Annotated in this window: 13 protein-coding genes; 7 read left to right on the top strand and 6 right to left on the bottom strand. The window is 60.5% G+C overall.

Annotation, left to right across the window (positions count from 1 at the left end):
• Window positions 1–148: 148 nt before the first annotated feature.
• From aprA to sat, 3 genes are all read right to left on the bottom strand, one after another.
• Window positions 149–2,131 (bottom strand): adenylyl-sulfate reductase subunit alpha, encoded by a 1,983-nt coding sequence (aprA, locus tag DESLA_RS0115890; protein ID WP_028573228.1) that lies wholly within the window; start codon window positions 2,129–2,131, stop codon window positions 149–151.
• Window positions 2,132–2,193: 62 nt separating this feature from the next.
• The gene (gene aprB / locus DESLA_RS0115885; RefSeq protein ID WP_028573227.1) at window positions 2,194–2,688 is read right to left on the bottom strand and encodes an adenylyl-sulfate reductase subunit beta; all 495 of its coding nucleotides are present in this window, start codon (window positions 2,686–2,688) and stop codon (window positions 2,194–2,196) included.
• A 104-nt stretch (window positions 2,689–2,792) separates the two neighbouring features.
• The gene (sat, locus tag DESLA_RS0115880; RefSeq protein ID WP_028573226.1) at window positions 2,793–4,079 is read right to left on the bottom strand and encodes a sulfate adenylyltransferase; all 1,287 of its coding nucleotides are present in this window, start codon (window positions 4,077–4,079) and stop codon (window positions 2,793–2,795) included.
• A gap of 665 nt (window positions 4,080–4,744) precedes the next feature.
• Between sat and DESLA_RS0115870 the strand changes: the two genes are divergently transcribed.
• The 7 genes from DESLA_RS0115870 to DESLA_RS0115840 all read left to right on the top strand — a co-directional run bounded on the left by DESLA_RS0115870 (window position 4,745) and on the right by DESLA_RS0115840 (window position 14,520).
• Window positions 4,745–6,700 (top strand): hypothetical protein, encoded by a 1,956-nt coding sequence (locus DESLA_RS0115870; RefSeq protein WP_156932996.1) that lies wholly within the window; start codon window positions 4,745–4,747, stop codon window positions 6,698–6,700.
• Window positions 6,663–6,950, top strand: a complete 288-nt coding sequence (locus DESLA_RS0115865) for a hypothetical protein (protein ID WP_028573224.1) — start codon at window positions 6,663–6,665, stop codon at window positions 6,948–6,950. The genes DESLA_RS0115870 and DESLA_RS0115865 overlap by 38 nt, the downstream gene beginning before the upstream one ends.
• A 32-nt stretch (window positions 6,951–6,982) precedes the next feature.
• A complete protein-coding gene (locus DESLA_RS0115860) occupies window positions 6,983–8,914 on the top strand; it encodes an aconitate hydratase (RefSeq protein WP_028573223.1) in 1,932 nt (643 codons plus the stop codon).
• 53 nt (window positions 8,915–8,967) lie between these two features.
• Entirely contained in the window at window positions 8,968–10,857 is a 1,890-nt protein-coding gene (locus tag DESLA_RS0115855; protein WP_028573222.1) for a SurA N-terminal domain-containing protein, read from the top strand.
• Between the two features lie 59 nt (window positions 10,858–10,916).
• Window positions 10,917–11,648: an SIMPL domain-containing protein gene (locus DESLA_RS0115850; protein ID WP_028573221.1), complete on the top strand. Its 732-nt coding sequence runs from the start codon at window positions 10,917–10,919 to the stop codon at window positions 11,646–11,648.
• Window positions 11,649–11,685: 37 nt separating this feature from the next.
• Window positions 11,686–13,431, top strand: coding sequence for a dephospho-CoA kinase (locus tag DESLA_RS20965; protein ID WP_156932995.1), 1,746 nt, complete (start codon window positions 11,686–11,688; stop codon window positions 13,429–13,431).
• Window positions 13,432–13,791: 360 nt separating this feature from the next.
• A complete protein-coding gene (locus DESLA_RS0115840; protein WP_028573220.1) occupies window positions 13,792–14,520 on the top strand; it encodes a rhomboid family intramembrane serine protease in 729 nt (242 codons plus the stop codon).
• 381 nt (window positions 14,521–14,901) lie between these two features.
• Here DESLA_RS0115840 and DESLA_RS0115835 read toward each other — a convergent pair whose 3' ends face one another.
• Genes DESLA_RS0115835 through DESLA_RS20960 form a run of 3 tightly spaced genes read right to left on the bottom strand, consistent with a single transcriptional unit; the run spans window position 14,902 to window position 18,168 of the window.
• A complete protein-coding gene (locus DESLA_RS0115835; RefSeq protein ID WP_084032125.1) occupies window positions 14,902–16,581 on the bottom strand; it encodes a chemotaxis protein CheA in 1,680 nt (559 codons plus the stop codon).
• 5 nt (window positions 16,582–16,586) lie between these two features.
• The gene (locus DESLA_RS0115830; RefSeq protein ID WP_028573218.1) at window positions 16,587–17,324 is read right to left on the bottom strand and encodes an Hpt domain-containing protein; all 738 of its coding nucleotides are present in this window, start codon (window positions 17,322–17,324) and stop codon (window positions 16,587–16,589) included.
• A 52-nt stretch (window positions 17,325–17,376) separates the two neighbouring features.
• Window positions 17,377–18,168: an ATP-binding protein gene (locus tag DESLA_RS20960; RefSeq protein ID WP_035261944.1), complete on the bottom strand. Its 792-nt coding sequence runs from the start codon at window positions 18,166–18,168 to the stop codon at window positions 17,377–17,379.
• Window positions 18,169–18,178 lie beyond the last annotated feature (10 nt).

Genomic DNA, 18,178 nt, shown 5'->3' with positions numbered 1-18,178 from the left:
CCTGAATTGGCCTAAACCTCGGCTGAAATCGTGAATTCACCCGAATTCACGCCTGCAACAGAGAATTAAACCAGGGATACCCTCTTTTGTCCAGTGGAGGGAAAGAAAAAGCTGCGGGCCTCGCGGCCCGCAGCTGATGTTCCGTGATTTACGGAATGATCTGAACCAAAGGCACCTTATAGAAGGTGGTTTCCTTTTTGATCGGATCGTACTTGGAGTTGGTGAAGCACTTCCACTCGTCGTCGTTCAACTCGGGGAAGTCGGTGCGATAGTAGAAGCCGGGGTACCGGGTTTCCGTGCGGAACTGAATGTGCTGCATGTGCAGACGAACGGTCCACAGGCGGTGGTACTGCTCCCAGCAACGCAGCAGTTCGTGCAGGTCGCGGGCGGCCAGTTTCTTGGAGTCCTCGTCCAGCATGTCCAGCAGGGTCATACCGGTCTCAAGCAGCTTCGCGGAGGTCCGGTAGTACGTGGAGGTTCCCGCGCCGTACTCGTCCGTGGCCTTCATCAGACGATCCATGAAGTTGCGGGGAGTGATGTACATCGGGTTGACCACCGGGTCGGTGGAGGCGGACTTGCCGGCTTCGTAGTTGTAGAACGGAGCGTAGATCATCTTCTTCAGGTCATCGTCCGTTTCCTTGATCGCGGGCTTGTAGTCCTTGTGGTCCACGACCCAGCGCACCAGCTGCTTGGCGGCAATGCGGCCCTCGGCGTGGGAGCCGGAGGAGAACTTGTGGCCGGAAGCGCCGACGCAGTCACCGGCGATGAACAAGCCGTTGACCGAGGTCATCCGGTTGTACACCTTGCCGTTGTCGGCCTTGATCTTGTAGCTGTCCGGAACCCATTCTTCGTCCGGACCGGAGCACCAGATGCCGCAGCAACCGGAGTGCGAACCCAGCAGATAGGGCTCGGTGGGCATGATCTCGGAGCCGACCTTTTCGGGCTCGATGTTCATGCAGGCCCACAGGTTGGCCTGGCCGACGCACATGTCGAGAAAGTCTTCCCAGGCTTCGGACTCAAGGTGCTTCTGCTGCTTCTTGTCCAAAGTGGCGAAGGTGGTCTGCAGGGCGGTGGCGGTGTCCATGTAGATCGGACCGCGTCCGGCCTGCATTTCTTCCAGCATCATGTGGTTACGCAGACAGGTCGGGATGATGTGACCCTTGGCATAGCCCTTCTCACGGTATCCCTTGATCATGTCGTCGTTGGTCACGCAGTAGTCTTGGCCCAGGGCGTTGACGGCCTTGGCCTTGAACAGCAGGAACCACGCGCCGACCGGACCGTAACCATCCTTGAAGCGGGCCGGGCAGAACCGGTTTTCCATCATGGTCATTTCACCGCCGGCCTGAGCGACCAGGGTGTAGCCGGAACCAGCGTTCCAGACCGGATACCAGGCGCGGCCTTTGCCTTCGCCGACGGAGCGGGGACGGTACACGTTCACAGCGCCGCCGCTGGCAACAAGACAGGCGTTGCACTTGAAGACGTATACTTTGTTGTCGCGCAGGGAGAAGCCCACGGCGCCGGCGACCCGGTTCGGGGTGTTGGCGTCCAGAAGCAGCTTCACCACGAAGATGCGCTCCAGGTAGTTGTCCTGACCGATGGCGTTCTTGGCGGCCTCGGCCACGAGGACCTTGTAGGATTCGCCGTTGATCATGATCTGCCACTTACCGGAACGAACCGGCTTGGCGCCGGTGCGCAGGGACAGGCCCTTGGCCTTGGCCTGAGCGCCGTCCAGGTTGTGATCGCCTTCCTTGACCCAGCAGGGCAGGCCCCACTCTTCGAACAGGTGCACGGAATCGTCCACGTGGCGGCCCAGGTCGAAGATCAGGTCTTCGCGGACAACGCCCATCAGGTCGGTGCGGACCATGCGGACATAGTCGTCCGGGGTGTTGTCGCCAAGGTAGGTGTTGATGGCGGACAGACCCTGGGCAACCGCGCCGGAGCGCTCCAGAGCGGCCTTGTCGACCATGATGTAGCTCACGCCGTGCTTGTCGGCCCAGGGCTTGATTTCAACGGCGGTGCCGCAAGCGGCCATGCCGCCGCCGATGATCAGCACGTCTTTTTCGATCGTAACAACTTCCGGTTCAGCGATCGGCACCCCTTGGGGGGCGATTTTTGAAGGAATTGTGGTCATGCGAAATCCTCCTGAGAGATTTTTGGGGGTTGCTAAAATGAGTCAGTGAAGACTTGCACGCGCTAGGCGCCGCAGGTCGGCTCGGTCCAGCACTGGGTGTAGTCGGCGTTGGTAAACTCGAACTTCTTGTTCACCACTTCGGCGGGCTTCTTCAGCTCGGTCTCGGTGAAGAGCAGTTCATTTTCCAAATCGCCGGGCTCGGGCTTACCTTCATAGGGCTTGATGGAGCCTTCAGCGGTGGTCCGGATGGGGAACTTGAAGCGCTTGATGTTCCCGTTGCGGAACTTGATGGTCCACATGATGGCGTCGCCGGAACGCAGCGGGATGCTGGTGCCGCCCATGGGGGCGAAGTCGGCGTAGGGACGGGCTTCAATGGCGCCCTGGGGGCAAATCTTCACGCAGGAGTAGCACTCCCAGCAAGCATCGGGTTCCTGGTTGAACGCCTTCATTTCCTGGGCATCCAGGATCATCAGGTCGTTCGGACAGATGTACATACATGCTGTCTTTTCACCACCCTTGCAACCGTCACATTTCTCCGGATTGACAAAAGTAGGCATAATTCGTCCTCCTCAGGTGTTGTAGTGTTGAAAAACAACCAAGCCTATATGAACAGCCGGGAGACGTCGGTCTCCCGGCTGTACGGCTAATGAATCAAAATCGATCAACCAGCGGCGGCCTTGTGCATTTTGATCTCGACCTTCTCGGTCAGGCTGGCGTAGTACTCGCGCAGGATGACCAAGACTTCATCGCGACCGAAGTGATCCGGCACGTCGCCGCCCTCGGAGAGCAACTTGCGCAGCTTGGTGCCGCTCAGGATGACCCGGTCTTCCTTGGTGTGCGGGCAGGTGCGCAGAGAGGCCATGCCGTCGCACTTGAAGCAGTAGAAGGTCCAGTCGATCTTCAGCGGCTTGCAGACCAGGGCCTGACCGGGAGTGGGGCAAGCTTCCTTGGCATAGGGGATCTTGTCGAAGATGGTTTGGGCTTCGAACATGCCGTAATAGTCGCCCACGCCGGCGTGGTCGCGACCGATGATCATGTGGGAGATGCCGAAGTTCTGGCGGAACGTGGCGTGCAGCAGAGCTTCACGAGGACCGGCGTAGCGCATGTCCATGGGATAGCCGCCGTGAACTACGTTCTTTTCCACGAAATAGCCCTTGATCAGGGTGTCGATGCACTTCACGCGCCATTCAGCGGGGATGTCGCCGGGCTTCAGGTTGCCCACAAGGGAGTGAATGAACACGCCGTCGCAGACTTCAATGGCGATCTTGGCCAGGAATTCATGGGAGCGGTGCATGGGGTTGCGCAACTGCAGGGCGGCAACCGTGTTCCATCCCCTTTCTTCAAAGATCTTCCTGGACTCGGAGGGGCGCATGTACACGCCGGGATAGGTCTTGGGATAGTGGCTCTCGGAGAGAACCTTGATCTTTCCAGCCAGGCTGACCGGCTTCTGGCCCAGAACCATGTCCACGCCCGGATGCGGATCCTCGGCGTGCACCTTCCAGAAGTCTTCGGGAGTCTTGGTGCCCTCGCCCATGAAGACCTTTTCGCACTCGAACTTCTTCTCGGCCTCGGTCAACTCGTACTTTTCGTCGACCTTCATGGTGGCCAGAATTTCATCATACTTGGAATCGTACAGAGCGATCTCGTCGCCTTCCTTGATGGCGGCGGCATCTTCCTGGGAAACGGAAAGGGTCACCGGGATGGGCCAGAATGTCCCGTCGGTCAGCAACATTTTTTCGCAGACGCCCTTCCAATCGGCCTTGGACATGAACCCGGTCAACGGGCTGAAGGCACCAATGCCCATCATCAAAACGTCGCCCTTCTCACGAGGAGCGAGCTCGATCTTCTTCAAGCCCTGAGCCTTTTTCTTCTCCGCTTCCAGCTCAGCGCCCTGAAGCAGACATTCCGTCAATCCCTTGCCTCCATGCGGCGGAACCAATCCAGACATAGTTTTGTCTCCTTTTCCAGTTGTTTGGGTTATGGTTTAAGACATCCCCGGTAGGCGTCGGTGCGCCACAACAAAACAATTGCAGACGTGCTCCGTCGCGTGCCGAAAACGGGGTACTCGCTATAATACCGAAGCGCTTGTGCAATATTTAACAAGCGGTTCTAAAAGTGTCAACCGACAAAGTCCAAAACAACCACGCGGACGCTGACGGGCAACGTGGAGCGGGCCGTATAGCGGAGGCTAATGAAAAAAACGAAAAGAAAGCAAGGCGAATCATTTAGGCAAACTGTCCATGCGGGAAACTCCAGTGAGTTTCGAAAATTTAAACTCGGAGTCGGTCACTCGAGGGGGATGGCCACTGACTTTGCTGTAACCACCAGCTCGCCGAACCAATCAATCAGCATCCACTGCAAACGATTCGCGTTCCGAGCAAGAAGAATTTGGGCTTGCTGGCTGGGCTTGCTGGTTGGGCCGTTTGCCAAACCTTGCATTTTGCCAGCTTCTTCTTAATGATTGCGGACTGTCTACCCCATGCGAAATCCTTTTTCAACCCTTTTTTTGTTTTTCTCGGTCTCGCCGAAATGCTTCGGCATTTCATATTGATTCCAAGACTTGTATCCCGATGCAAATCTGGATAAATACGAGCGTTTCACGAAAGGACAACCATGAACAACCGCCCTTCTTACTCCCAACAAAGCGACCCTGATAGAGAAATCGGAAGCCCGCACGAAAACACTTCCGGGGCCATACCCAGCCCCACTGCGCCTGACGGCGGCGCGGAGAGGCGGGAACCTCTTTACCGCCTTGAGGAGCGATTGCTGCGAGAAGAACGCAACGTTGCCGCCGCGCTGCTGCGCCGATCCAGGCTCCTTGCTGAAATTGCCGCCCGGCGAAAGGGGGATTCTTCACGCGCCGCTTCGAATCGTTCCGCCCTCCAAAACCTGGAAAAAGCCTTGTGGGCCGCCTGGGAGAACGTGCTCCAGCCGGAGGAGGGCGGTCGATCCAAACACTGGCATCAATTGCTCTCTCAGTGCAACAATCTCGGTTACATCCTGGGCGAACAAAAAGACGTTCGAAGCGCCAAGCCCTGGATTCTTCGCCCCGGCTCTCCCAAAGCTCCCGTGGCGCTTCCCGGACCGACGGACCTTCTCCGGGCCGAAATCGCGATATACTGGGCAACGGCGGCCAATGCCGCCGCTCGGACACGCCCGGTGCGGACCAACGACGACGTGATCGAATTGATCAAGGCTCTGAACCAGGTAGGAGCCGCTCTGGCCTGGGAACGCGACCTCGTGACCCATACCCCGAGACGGGTATCCGAATTGGACTTCGACCAAAAAACCGTTCATGTCGGGCAAAGCCCCTTCACCTTGGCTCTGCTGCTCGCTTCGGCCCTGGCCCGCCCAGGGATCGCCAAATTCAGCGGCTCCGGCTCACTGAAGATGCTCGCCCTCAAACCGTGGCAGCAGTTCCTTCCCCGTCTTGGAGCCCGGTTGCACCAGCTCAACCCGCACGCTCCCGGGCTTCCGGTCCGCTTGGAATGCAACGGGAACCCCGAACACGCGCAGATTGACGGCGAAACGCCCGTAGAGTTGACTATCGCTCTGTTGGTCGCCGCTCCCTTTTATTCACAAGGACTGCGCCTAACCTGGGACAGACCTGACGGACTCTCCGGACTCAGGCACAAAATGGAAGCCATCACCGAGATGTACGACCTGTACGGAGTTCCCTACAGCGTTCAGCCCGACGCGATCACGGTTTCCCACGCCCTGCCTCGCCTGCCCGGCGGCCATCCCCAGAACCATTCACCAGATTTCTCACGCGATGGACTACCTGATGCCTCGCCAGGTGATTTATCTGCCCCCCCCTCTCTCTTCCAAGTCCCCTTGGACCGCACCCTGTGCGCCATGCTGCTGATCTGGTCGCGCATCACGGGGTGGGCCATGCGCCTCGAGGGTCGGTGGCCCAAGGGCGATCCGACCACTGATCCGCTTCTTGCCCTGCTCCGGTCCTGCGGACTCGTCGTGACCATCGACCCGCAAGGAATCCAAACCCAAGCCGGACCATGGCCCGCTGAACCGATCCTCGACATCCAAGGCCACTGCCAGTCCATGCCCCTGGCCGTGGCCCTGGCCTTGGGAGCTCCCGCAGCAGCTATGCTTAAAGGCTTGCCCTTGGAGTACGACCGAGACGCGATCAACGCCTTGGCGAACTGGTCCGGACGAACCTGGCGTCAGGAGGGCTCATCCCTGTTTTTTCAGCCAATGCCGCAAGGACCCGAGCGCAACGACCCGCGCTTCGCTCCCCCGGATGCCGCATGGGCCATGGCCGCGGCCATGCTTGCCTTCAGACACCCCGGCATCCATCTGACAAGCCCTGGAGAACTGACCGAGTCGTGGCCCGGATTCTGGACGCTCTACAATCATGTTCTCACGGCATCCGCCAAACGACCAGGGCAGCGACCGGAACAGCGACCAGAACAGCAGCTGGCGCAACGACCAAAACACGCCGCAACCAATTCAAGCCGCCCCACTGGACAAAGCCGTCCGGCCGGGTCGGACGCGAGAGGAGATATTCCAGTCAATGACGTCCAACGCACCAAACGCCGCGTCAAGCTCTGAGGCCGAGGCCATCGCCGCCCTGGAGGTCGAGCTGGACGACTTCAAGGCCCAGCAAATCGCCTGCGCCGCCAGGATCAAGGAATTGCTGTTCAGTGAAAAACCTTCAGAGGGTATCGTCCATGCCCAGGAAATTTTCCGGTTGCAGCAGAACAAACTGCGCCTGCAAGTGGAAATCGACTGCCGACGCAACAAGATCAACCGCATTCGTCTGTTCGGACTTGACGCCGAAAGGCAAAGCCATCCGTCCTGACGCCGCTCTTCAACCCTGACATGAGGACCCCCATGGGACGCAATCTGACCCAGAAAATCATCGGCGAACATCTTGTTTCCGGCGAAATGACGCCCGGAGCTGAGATCGCCCTGCGCATCGACCAGACCTTGACCCAGGACGCCACCGGTACCATGGCCTACCTCCAGTGGATGGCCATGGGTTTGGATCGGGTCCGGACCGAGCTTTCCGTAAGCTACGTGGACCACAACACGCTGCAGATGGGCTTTCAAAACCCTGACGACCATCGTTTTCTGCGCACCGTTGCCGCCCGCTACGGGATCATCTTCTCCCCTCCCGGCACCGGAATCTGCCACCAACTGCATCTGGAAAACTTCGCCAAACCCGGCAAGACGCTGATCGGCTCGGACAGCCACACCCCCACCGCCGGGGGAGTCGGCTCCCTGGCCATGGGCGCGGGAGGGTTGTCCGTGGCCTTGGCCATGGCCGGCGAACCCTATGTCATTCCCATGCCCAAGGTCTTCCGGATTCACCTGACCGGTCGGCTGCAAGGCTGGGCCGGAGCCAAGGACGTCATTCTTCGCGTGCTCCAGATGCTCTCGGTCAAGGGCGGCGTCGGCGCGGTCCTGGAGTACTCCGGGCCCGGAGTCGCCGGATTGACCGTACCGGAGCGGGCCACCATCACCAACATGGGCGCGGAACTGGGCGCGACCTCCTCGGTCTTCCCCAGCGACGACCAGACCCGCGACTTTCTGGAACGCATGGGACGGAGCACGGATTTCGCCCCGTTGGAAGCAGACCCGAACGCCGCCTATGATCATGTCGTTGAAATTGATCTGGACGCCATCGAACCCATGGCCGCCAGGCCGCACATGCCCGACTTGGTCGTTCCTATCCGGGAGTTGGATGGACTGGTCGTGGATCAGGTGGCCATCGGCTCTTGCACCAACTCATCCTATACGGATCTCAAGACCGCGGCCTTGGTGCTGCAAGACAAGCATGCCGCACGGACCACCGACCTGCTCATCGCGCCCGGCTCCAAGCAGGTTCTCAAACTGTTGAACCGCGAAGGCCTACTGGATGCCCTGCTGGACAGTGGGGCCCGTCTCCTGGAGTGCGCCTGCGGCCCGTGCATCGGCATGGGCGGCTCGCCCACGTCCGAAGGGGTCAGCCTGCGGACCTTCAACCGTAACTTCGAAGGTCGCAGCGGCACCCAGGACGGCCAAGTCTATCTCGTCGGACCGGCAACCGCGGCTCAGGCCGCCCTGCACGGTCGAATCACCGCCCCTTCCACCTGGGGCCCGGCTCCGGACAAGCCGCTTCTCCCTCCGGACGTGCCCTCCATCCGCCGCCAGTTCATCATGCCGCCGGATTCTCCCGAGAAGGCGGCGTCCGTGGAGATCCTCCGCGGCCCGAACATCGTCCCTCTGGAGGAATTCCCGCCTCTGCCGGAAACGATCCGGGCCCAGGTGCTGATCGTTCTCGGGGACAACATCACCACGGACCACATCCTGCCCGGCGGCGCGGCGGTCACGGCCCTGCGCTCCAACCTCCCGGCCATCAGCGCGTACATCTTCAACCGCGTGGACCCGGAATTCGTGGCCCGGGCCAAAAAGACCCAGGTCGGGATCATTGTCGGCGGCGAGAATTACGGGCAGGGCTCCAGCCGTGAACACGCGGCCCTCGGCCCCCGCCACCTGGGGGTCCGGGTCGTCCTGGCCAAATCCTTTGCCCGGATTCACAAAGCCAACCTGATCAACTTCGGCATCTTACCTTTGGTTTTCTCCAACCCGGAGGACCACGGACGGATGCTCCTGGGGCAGGAGATCGAGTTGACCGGCGCTTCCTTGATCGCGGGCCCGGAAACAACCTTGCAAACGCAAGACGGCACGGGCATCCCGGTCCGGCATGATTTGACCCCCAAGGAACTTGAGATTATCAAATTCGGCGGTCTCTTGAACCTGATCAAAGCCCGCAAGAAATAGAATCAAACTTTATTCCCGCGCTCTCGCCGCGGGGCATCACGCAAGGAGCAGCAATGCTTGACGCCATTCGTCGCAACGCCCAGTCCTGGGGCGTAAAGGTCATATTCGGGATCATCATCCTGGTGTTCGTCTTCTGGGGGGTCGGCAGCTTCCGTAGCGAGCGGGGCGACGTCCTGGCCGAAATCAACGGGAGTCCTCTGTTTCTGGAGGATTTTCAACGGGTTTACCGGCAGACGCTGGACAACCTACGCCAGGAAAACCCCAATGTCAGCGTGGACGAACTGGAGCGGATGGATTTTCGGGGACAAATTTTCGGCCAGATGGTCAATGCCAAGCTCATGGAGCAAGAGGCCGCCCGGTTGGGCCTGAATATTTCCGCCCAGGAACTGCGTCAGGCCATTACCGGCATGCAGGTATTCCTCGACCTGGAGGATCGCTTCGACCCGGCCCAGTACCAGGCGGTTCTGCGGGCCCACAACCTGACTCCTTCCCAGTTCGAGCGCGACTTCCGGGGCGACCTAATCATCCAGCGTCTTCAGGACTTCATCGCCCTGCCGGCCGCGGTTTCCGACCAGGAGGTCCGGGATATTTTCACCTTCGCGCAAGAAGAAACCGTGCTGGAATATCTTTCGTTCCCCTGGACCACGGAGCTTGACGGCTTCGATGTCGACGAGGAAACCGTGGAAGCCAGTTACCAGTCGCAACTGAACACCTTTCAGGTGCCGGCCCGGATTCGCATCGCCTACCTGAACATCAGCCCGTCCGAACTGGCCGACCCCACCCGCGTCACCCAGGAAGAGATCGTGGCCTACTACACCGCCATGGCCCATGAATACGCCCTGCCGGAGCAGGTCAACGCCCGGCATATCCTGGTCACGCCCGAGGACGATACGGAGGAGGCCCAGGCGAGGGCTCGAGAGGAATTGTTGGAAATACTGGTCCGGATTCAGGCCGGGGAGTCCTTCGCCGACATGGCACGGGAGTACTCCCAGGACGCCACGGCGGCTCAGGGCGGAAGCCTGGGTTGGTTCGGGCGCGGAGAGATGGTCGCCGAGTTCGAGGACGCGGCCTTTGCCCTGGAACCCGGTCAGCTCAGTGAGCCGGTGCGCAGCCCGTTCGGGTGGCATCTGATTCAGGTCGAGGATCGCCGGGATAACGGCGTCGTGCCCCTGGAAGAAGTGGCCGCGACCATCCGGATCAGATTGGCTGAGGAGCACGCTCTGGAGCAACTGCCCGAAACCCTGGACCTGGCCATGGAACAGATTATTGTCGGGGAATCCCTGGAACAGGCCGCTGAAAAGCTCGACCTTGAACTCCGGACCTCGGAATTCTTTCCCATGGGTCAATCCCCCTCCGGATTGGACTTGTCCCCGGAAGCCGTGGCCGTGCTCTTCGGACTCCAGGACGGGGCCATCACCCAGACCCCGATCCTCATGGCCGAAGGATATCTGCTGGCTCAGCGCATCGACTTCGAACCCCAGCGCGTTCGTCCTCTGGAAGAGGTCCGGGACCGCGTCGTGGCCCAACTGCGCCTGGAAAAGGCCAAGGAAGCCGCCCGGACCAAGGCCGAACAGGCCCTGGAGTCGATCACCGCCGAAGCCGCGGAGATCTCCGAAGAGCTGCGAACCAGCGCTCCCTTCGGTCGCCAGGGCTTCATTCCCGGCCTGGGCTTTCATCCGAACCTGGGTGCGGACGCCTTTGCCGCACCGGTGGGCGACTGGCTCCCCCAGGTCTACGAGATGCAGGACGCGTTCATCGTCGCCCGAGTCCAGGAACGCATCGCCCCCCCGGAAGAGCAGTGGCTCGACGAGCAGGACGAGTGGCGCGAAGCCCTGCTCCAATCCCGGCAACGCGAGTTCACGCAGGCCTTTGTGGCCGAGTTGCAAAGCAAGGCTGAAATTCGAATCCTGCGCCAGGACGTCCTGCGGCCCGCGCCGCGCTGACGCTCTTTCACCGTCGCCGCGACCAATTCCCTCGTCCCGTCATCCCAAGGAGGTTGACCATGTCCGATTCCCCGCTCAAGTTGTTCGTCGCCGCGCTGCTTGTCGCCGTTGGATTGACCTTGGGAGGCTTTTTCATCGGGAAGGGATTCGTGGAAGGGCGGCTTGGCGACCGATTCGTGACGGTCCGGGGCCTGGCCGAAACCGAGGTCAAGGCTGATCTGGCCATCTGGCCGATGCGCTTCGTGGCCACGGGCGACGACCTGACCAGGGTCCACGCCCAACTGGCCGCTGACGCGGAAAAAGTCGTCCAATTCCTGGTCCGCAACGGCCTGCCCAGGGAGGCCGTGGAAATGCAATCCCTGGAGGTCACCGACCTGCTGGCCCAGGCCTATCGCTCCGGCCCTGTGGACTCCAGATTCATCCTGACCCAGATCCTTGTGGCCCGCACCGAAAACGTGGACCTCATCGCCTCGGCCAGCCAGAGAGTCAGCGAACTGGTGGACGCCGGGGTGGTGCTCAGCGCGGAATACGGTGCCAGCGGTCCGGTCTACCTGTTCACCGGGCTCAACAACGTCAAACCGGAAATGATCGCCGAGGCCACGGTGAACGCTCGCTTGGCCGCGGAACAGTTCGCCGCGGACTCCGGCAGCCGGCTCGGCGGCATCCGCCGGGCCAACCAGGGCTTGTTCCAGATCCTGCCCCGGGACAATGCGCCGGACATGCAGGAACACAAGCAGATCAACAAGACCCTGCGTGTGGTGACCACGGTGGAATACTACCTGGACCAGTAGCGAACAGGTGAGTTTTCAGGTTCGCTGGACGTCTCATGTGAGACATCCAGCGGACTTTCCCCTCGCTGATCCTTTCGCCCTCCCCCCACTTGTGTCCTCGTCCGCCGACCCAACCACGAGCACGTCTCCTCTGGTCGCCGCTCAGGCCGCCCCTCTGACCGCCATAGTCGCTCAGGATCAGGGCGGCGTCAGGCTGGACCAGTTCTGGATGGGCCAAGCAGAGGATCTGGGCGTGGCCCGCTCCCGCATTCAATCCTGGATCAAGAACGGCCTGGCCCTAATCAACGGCAGTCCTTGCCTGCGACCCGGTCGCCGCTTGGCCCCCGGGGACCGGTTGGAGCTGCGGGCCGCCGTCCCGAGCCCCGGCCTGACCCCCGAAAATCGCGAACTGCGCGTTCTCTACCACGACGACGACCTGGCAATCCTGAACAAGCCCGCTGATCTGGTAGTCCATCCCGCGCCCGGGCTAAACCGAGGCACCCTGGTCCACCGTCTGCTGCATCATTTTCCGGAACTCGCCGGAAAACAAGCCGGGGGAATGGACACGGCCCGGCCCGGCATCGTGCATCGTCTGGACAAGGACACCACGGGCCTCTTGGCCGTGGCCCTGAACGAACCGGCCCGGCTGCGCCTGGCCTCGGCCTTTGCGGCGCGGGAGGTGGAAAAGGTCTATCTGGCACTGGTTCATGGCCGCCCTCGTGCCGAAGGCGTCGTGGACGCTCCCATCGGTCGGCACCCGACCTCCAAGACCCGCATGGCCGTGACCGAAAAGGGCGGCAAACCGGCGCACAGCGCGTACAGGGTGCTCTGGACCGCGCCCGAAGACCGTTTCAGCCTGGTCCAGGTGCGCATTGCCAGCGGTCGGACGCACCAGATCCGGGTGCATATGCGCCATGTGGGCCACCCGCTGCTCGGCGACCCGACCTACTGCCCGGCGTCGTTCACGGGCTGGCAGGACGAAGTTCCCGGTTTGAGCGCCCTGCTCCGTCGCCCCATGCTGCACGCCTGGAAACTCGGCCTGCCCCATCCGCGCACCCACCAGCCTCTATCCTTCGTGCTCCCTCCGCCCAAGGACATGCTCCGGGTGATCCTGGCCGGCTCCCGAACCACCCAGCGCGTCGGCCTGACCGGGATGCCCGGTTGCGGCAAAAGCCTGTTCCTGGCCGAATTGGCGGCCCTGGGCTTACAGACCTGGAGCGCGGACAAGGCCGTGGCGGAATTGTATCAGCCGAGGAGGGATGGTTGGGAACTCTTGCGAAGAAACTTCGGGGACCGCTTTATTCCGGATCCCGAAGGCCCGGTGGACAAGCACGCCCTGCTGAACGCTTTGCGGGAGACGCCACGCCTGCGCCGGGAGCTGGAAGCCCTGATCCATCCTTTGGCCAGGCACCATCTGGAAAGCTTCTGGCAAACCCACCGCACACACAGGGTCGCCGCGGCCGAAGTGCCCCTGCTGCTGGAAACCGGCTGGCCTTCGGACTTCGACTTGATCGTCGGCTTGGCCTGCGACCCGGACCGCCGCCGAAACTGGCTGCTGACCAACCGGGGATGGGACGCGAATCTGTTGGCGGATGTGGAGTCCTGGCAGTGGCCCGAAGCAAAAAAAATCCGGGCCTGCCACCTCGTCGTGGCCAACCCGGGCACGCGAGACGAACTCGCCAGGAGAGCACGCGGCCTGGTCGATGTCCTGCAATGGCTGCGCCGCCAAGCCGTCCGCCGCGTTCTGGCCCGGATCACCGCCTTGGTCACTCCGGAACAGGCTTCTGACAGCAACCCCGCATAACGTCGACTCTCCCTCGGCAACACATTATTCGCCAAAACATGCAGGTATCGGTCGGCGTCGGAATCAGTATCGGGATCGATTATGTTTGATCGCCTGTAACCCTAATTCGATCCCGATACCGATTCCGACACCGAAAGAGATGCTTTGAAATAGATAATGGAATAAGGGGAGTAACTATTCAGCATAGAGTAATGCCGTTGTCGGGGTCGGAGTGGGGATCGGGATCGGGATCGAAAACGCTGGGAAGCGTTCAAATTTTTCCTGTTCAGATTCCGATTCCGATTCCGATAGCGACCCCGACTCCGATTGTCGGAGCAAGGGCGGATACAAAATGTGCTGAGTAGATACTAAGAGGAGAGCATGTTCCCACTTCGCGACAACATCCCCAGCCGAAGCCCATCCTACGGCATGTGGCTGATCATCATCGCCAACACTCTGGTCTTCATCCTCCAGTTGACCATGACCGACCGGGAGCTGCTCCGCTTCACCCACATCTTCGGCATGGTCCCGGCACGGGCCACGGACCCGGCCTGGGCCCAGTGGGTCGGCTATTCTCCGGACTGGACCATGACCCTGGTCACGCACATGTTCCTGCACGGCGGATGGCTGCACTATCTGCTGAACATGTGGATGCTCTGGATTTTCGGGGACAACGTGGAAGACGTGATGGGCACGGTCCGGTTCATCCTGTTCTACCTGCTCTGCGGACTGGGGGCGATCCTGGCCCATTTACTCTTCAACCTGGACTCCACGGTTCCCGTTGTCGGCGCATCCGGGGCCATCGCCGGGGTCATGGGCGCGTACCTCCTGCTCTACCCCCACGCCCGGGTGGTGGCCTTCGTCCCCATCTTCTTTCTGCCCTTCTTTTTCGAAATCCCGGCGGTGATCTTCCTGGGCATCTGGTTCCTGATCCAGATCGTCTCCGGCCTCTTCTCCCTGGTATTCCAAGGCATCGGCGGCGGCATCGCCTGGTGGGCGCACATCGGGGGGTTCATCATGGGCATGGCCTTGGTCCGGGTTTTCCAAAAACGCGGCGTTTGCCGCCACTGCACCACACTGGAACAGTGGTTTCGGGATCATAGCCGGTGACAAAAAAACTGAGTTGACGTGCCGATTCACTATGTCGATTCACAGTGCCGGATGAGACTGTCGCCTTATCCGGCCTACATAGCGATTACTGGCCACACATTTGATGTAGGCTGAACAAGCGAAGCACATCCAGCGGCAATATCGGCATTCAAAGCACAATGGCGCTTGTTTGGCCCGATCTTCTTGCGAAGCTACATCTGACCTTCTACGCCCTTGGCCTCCATCACCAACAACAACACGCCAGCCAGGAATATCCCGTAACCGCAGGCAGGCCAACGACCCGATCTTTTCACTCAGCTCGCCTTGATGGGACCGTCGAAATGTCCCTCCAGGGTTAGCGGATTCACCAAGAGAACGCCGATCCGACACGGACCAGGCTCATCAGCATGTCATGCGGCACCGCACCGGAGGTCTCTTGAAAGCCTCGGCCATCAAGTGGTCCACGTCCAGCACCAGCCCCATTCTGTCCCCCATCAGGGCCACTCCGGAAAACAAAGGAATGTCGAAAATCCGCCGATAGCCGACCAGTGATCGGACCACGGCCTGGCCTTCGCCGAGGACTTCGTCCACCACGAAGGCTACCCGTTCCCCGCCGACCTCCACGAGAACCACGTACACATCCTGAGCATCACCGCATATTGCGTCACAGCCGAGGACAACATCCAGGCGCACCAGGGAATAGACATGGCCCCGGATCGTAGCCACTTCCCGCCCCCCGGCCATGGTCGACACCTTGCCAGCGTCGATATGTTGGATTTCGGAGACCACCTGGGAGGGGATGAGCAGAAGGTGTCCGCCGACCTTGACCTCCATGCCCTTGAAAATGCCGGTCAGGTTGCGCCGTTTGGGAATCCGGATTTTAAAGGTGGTTCCCTGGTTCTTTTCGCTGGAAATTTCCAGTTCCCCGTCCATGGCCTTGAGTCCCTGGGCCACCACGTCCATGCCCACGCCGCGGCCGGAGATGTTGCTGACCGTGCCGGCGGTGGAGAAGCCAGGCAGAAGGATCAGGCTAAAAATATCTCTGGAGGAGTAGTTTTTGCGCTCGTCGATGAGCCCATTTTCCCTGGCTTTCTGGAGCACCTTGTCCGCATCAATGCCTTTGCCGTCATCTTGGATCTCGATGATCGCCGCGTCGTCCTGATAGGTGGCTCGCAGCACAATGCGTCCCTGTTCGGGCTTGTTCAGGGCTCGACGCTGTTCCGGAGGGTCAATGCCGTGATCCACGGCGTTGCGAAGCAGGTGGAGCAAAGGATCGTTAAGTTCGTCCACAATGGTCTTATCCAGTTCCACCTCCCCGCCCAAGCAGGTCAGTTCAACCTGCTTGCCGGTCTGCCCGGCCAGCTCCCTGACCAGTCGCGTCATGCGCACGAACGTGGAGTGCAGCGGGACCCTGCGGATATCCGTCAGTTCCACCAGCAGATTGTCCAAAAAACCGGCCATCTCCAACAGGCCGACTTCCACGTCCTTCCCTCCGGCGCAGTGGATATGCGGGTGCTGGGACAAAACGGTGCGGGAGACCGCCAGTTCCGAAACGAGCTGCATTACCCGGTCCAGCTTGCCGGTGCTGACTTTCATGGTCTGGACCGCGGTTTCCTGCCTGGCGGGTGCCGTGGCCGGGACGGAGACGATAGAGTTTTCGGTCGCTTCTGCCTGGGATGAATCCGGTGTTGGATGGATGTCCGGGGATACCTCTTCCTCCCGAGAACTCTCAAACCGTTCCTCAAGCGGTTCCTCCGTGGCGGATCGAGTGGAGGCCGAGGGTTCGGGGCTACGCGGGCCGTGCACGGTCTCGGCTACATGGTGCAGCAGCCTCTGAACCACGTCGCTGAGTTCCAGAAGGACATCCACGGTTTTCTGGTCCGGCTGCACGACCCCGTCCTTGAGCAGATCCAGCAGGGAAGCGGGCATGGGGGAGGAAAGCCGCAGCGCGTTCAGGCCCAGGGCGTTCCAGATGCGCTCGATCAGGGCGCTGTTTCCCGTGGACTTTTCCAGTTCGAGGATGGAGGCCTCGACCTCTTCCATGCATCGATTGATTTGCGTGAACGGATCAATGGCTGGCATGCACTTTACCCGGTGGTTGGGGGGGATGGCGGAATTTCTCTGATTCGCTGTTCAAAGCCCCAGGCGTAGAACGTGGTCCGGCAGGCCCCGGTCAAGCCCGTGACCGAAATGTCCAGGATCTGGGAGGCCGCGAAAATCGCGCCCCAGGTGGTGGAGTTCATGGTGCGCACCTTTGACAGGTCCAGGACTACCCGCTGGCCCTTGGGCAACTGGCGAAGAGCGGCCAAAAGCGGTTCGGAATGTCCGGGAAGATGGATGCGGGGTAGAAGCAGCCGGATCAGAACGTTGTCTTCCCCATGCTCGACCATCAGGTGTTCGGAGCCGACGGGCCCGCTTGACTCTACGGGAGATGAGGCGTTTCCGGCCAGCCTGGCCTCCATGCGGCGGATTTCGTCCTGGTCCAACGACGCCCGGACTTTGGCCTTGTCCAACAGTGAAAAGACCATGTCCACTGCCTGGATCAGCAAGTCAACCGCCTGGTCTGTACGCGGGATACGCCCGGACTGGATGGCTTTCATGTAGTCTTCCACCTTGTGGGTGTAGGTGGAGATGTCGCTCAAATTGATGAAGGTCGAGGTGCCTTTGATGGTGTGCAGCGGCCGGAACATCATATCGATGCCCGCCTCAACCTGACCGGAGCGCACCAGACTCAAGGCCTCGGCCACCTGGGGCGAAAAGCTCTCCTCCACATCCAGGAAAAACCCCTGAAACAGTTCCTCGTCGTCATCGAAATTGTTGTGCATCTGCGTCTCTTGTGTGGATTCGGTTCATGTCGCGGATCGTTTCGGATGAAAACTATTCCGTCAGTTTTTCCGCCAAAAGGTGCATGGCCTGGGAAGCATCCGGCAGCAGGACGATCTTTTTATAGGTTTCTTCTTCGCGCGTGGTCAGCCCCATCTGGTTCGCGGTCTGGAGGATGGCCTCGCCGGCGTTGAACAGAATTACTTGGCGAACGGCGTCCTTCTGGACCTCGGCAAAGATGCTGCCCCAGGTCAGGCTGCTCAGGATGCGGACTCCTTTCAGATCCAGAAAGACGGTTCGGTCCGGAACAGCTCCGACCTTGTCCAGGATTTCGGCGATGCCTTTGACGATGGAGAGTTTGGCCGGGCCGAAGTCCAGGTCCGTGACCAGGACGACTCCGTTGGGGTAGGTGCTGATTCGCCATTGCTCTTGAACGAGGTGTTCGGTCATTGATTGATCTCCCTTGCAAAAAAAGATGTGATTTCCTGAAAGATTGAAAAAAACGTGATCAACGTTGGCCCTGATCAGGCCCAGTCCCCTGCCGCGTGCTCCAGTCACACGCCGTAAATCAGGAAAACGCGGCTCAAAGCCGGCCCCCTGGTCCCCGACCGAGGCCAAAACCAACTCCGGTCGCACCAGATACCGGATATGGACCTGTTTGCGCGGGTCATTGCCGTTGCCGTGCTCCACGGCATTGTTCACGGCCTCCACCAGCGCCAGAAGCAACAGGTCCTGGAATTCATTTCGGTATTGGCCGGTTTCCATGTCCCGGGCAAAGTCCTCAAACAGCACGTCGCGTTCCGCATCGCCCCCGGTTATCCGTTTGTCTCGAAAGATGATCGTCATGCATCCCCCA

Source organism: Desulfonatronum lacustre DSM 10312, assembly GCF_000519265.1.
GTDB lineage: Bacteria > Desulfobacterota > Desulfovibrionia > Desulfovibrionales > Desulfonatronaceae > Desulfonatronum > Desulfonatronum lacustre.
This window is presented reverse-complemented; position numbering and strand designations above follow the sequence as displayed.

Bases quoted from the DNA above. Each gene is read 5' to 3' on its own strand.
- DESLA_RS0115835 (WP_084032125.1), bottom strand. From the start codon at position 16,581: ATGCCAGCCATTGATCCGTTCACGCAAATCAATCGATGCATGGAAGAG.
- aprB (WP_028573227.1), bottom strand. From the start codon at position 2,688: ATGCCTACTTTTGTCAATCCGGAGAAATGTGACGGTTGCAAGGGTGGT.
- DESLA_RS0115860 (WP_028573223.1), top strand. From the start codon at position 6,983: ATGGGACGCAATCTGACCCAGAAAATCATCGGCGAACATCTTGTTTCC.
- DESLA_RS0115840 (WP_028573220.1), top strand. From the start codon at position 13,792: ATGTTCCCACTTCGCGACAACATCCCCAGCCGAAGCCCATCCTACGGC.
- DESLA_RS0115870 (WP_156932996.1), top strand. From the start codon at position 4,745: ATGAACAACCGCCCTTCTTACTCCCAACAAAGCGACCCTGATAGAGAA.
- DESLA_RS0115855 (WP_028573222.1), top strand. From the start codon at position 8,968: ATGCTTGACGCCATTCGTCGCAACGCCCAGTCCTGGGGCGTAAAGGTC.
- DESLA_RS20960 (WP_035261944.1), bottom strand. From the start codon at position 18,168: ATGACGATCATCTTTCGAGACAAACGGATAACCGGGGGCGATGCGGAA.
- DESLA_RS0115850 (WP_028573221.1), top strand. From the start codon at position 10,917: ATGTCCGATTCCCCGCTCAAGTTGTTCGTCGCCGCGCTGCTTGTCGCC.
- aprA (WP_028573228.1), bottom strand. From the start codon at position 2,131: ATGACCACAATTCCTTCAAAAATCGCCCCCCAAGGGGTGCCGATCGCT.
- DESLA_RS0115865 (WP_028573224.1), top strand. From the start codon at position 6,663: ATGACGTCCAACGCACCAAACGCCGCGTCAAGCTCTGAGGCCGAGGCC.
- sat (WP_028573226.1), bottom strand. From the start codon at position 4,079: ATGTCTGGATTGGTTCCGCCGCATGGAGGCAAGGGATTGACGGAATGT.
- DESLA_RS0115830 (WP_028573218.1), bottom strand. From the start codon at position 17,324: ATGCACAACAATTTCGATGACGACGAGGAACTGTTTCAGGGGTTTTTC.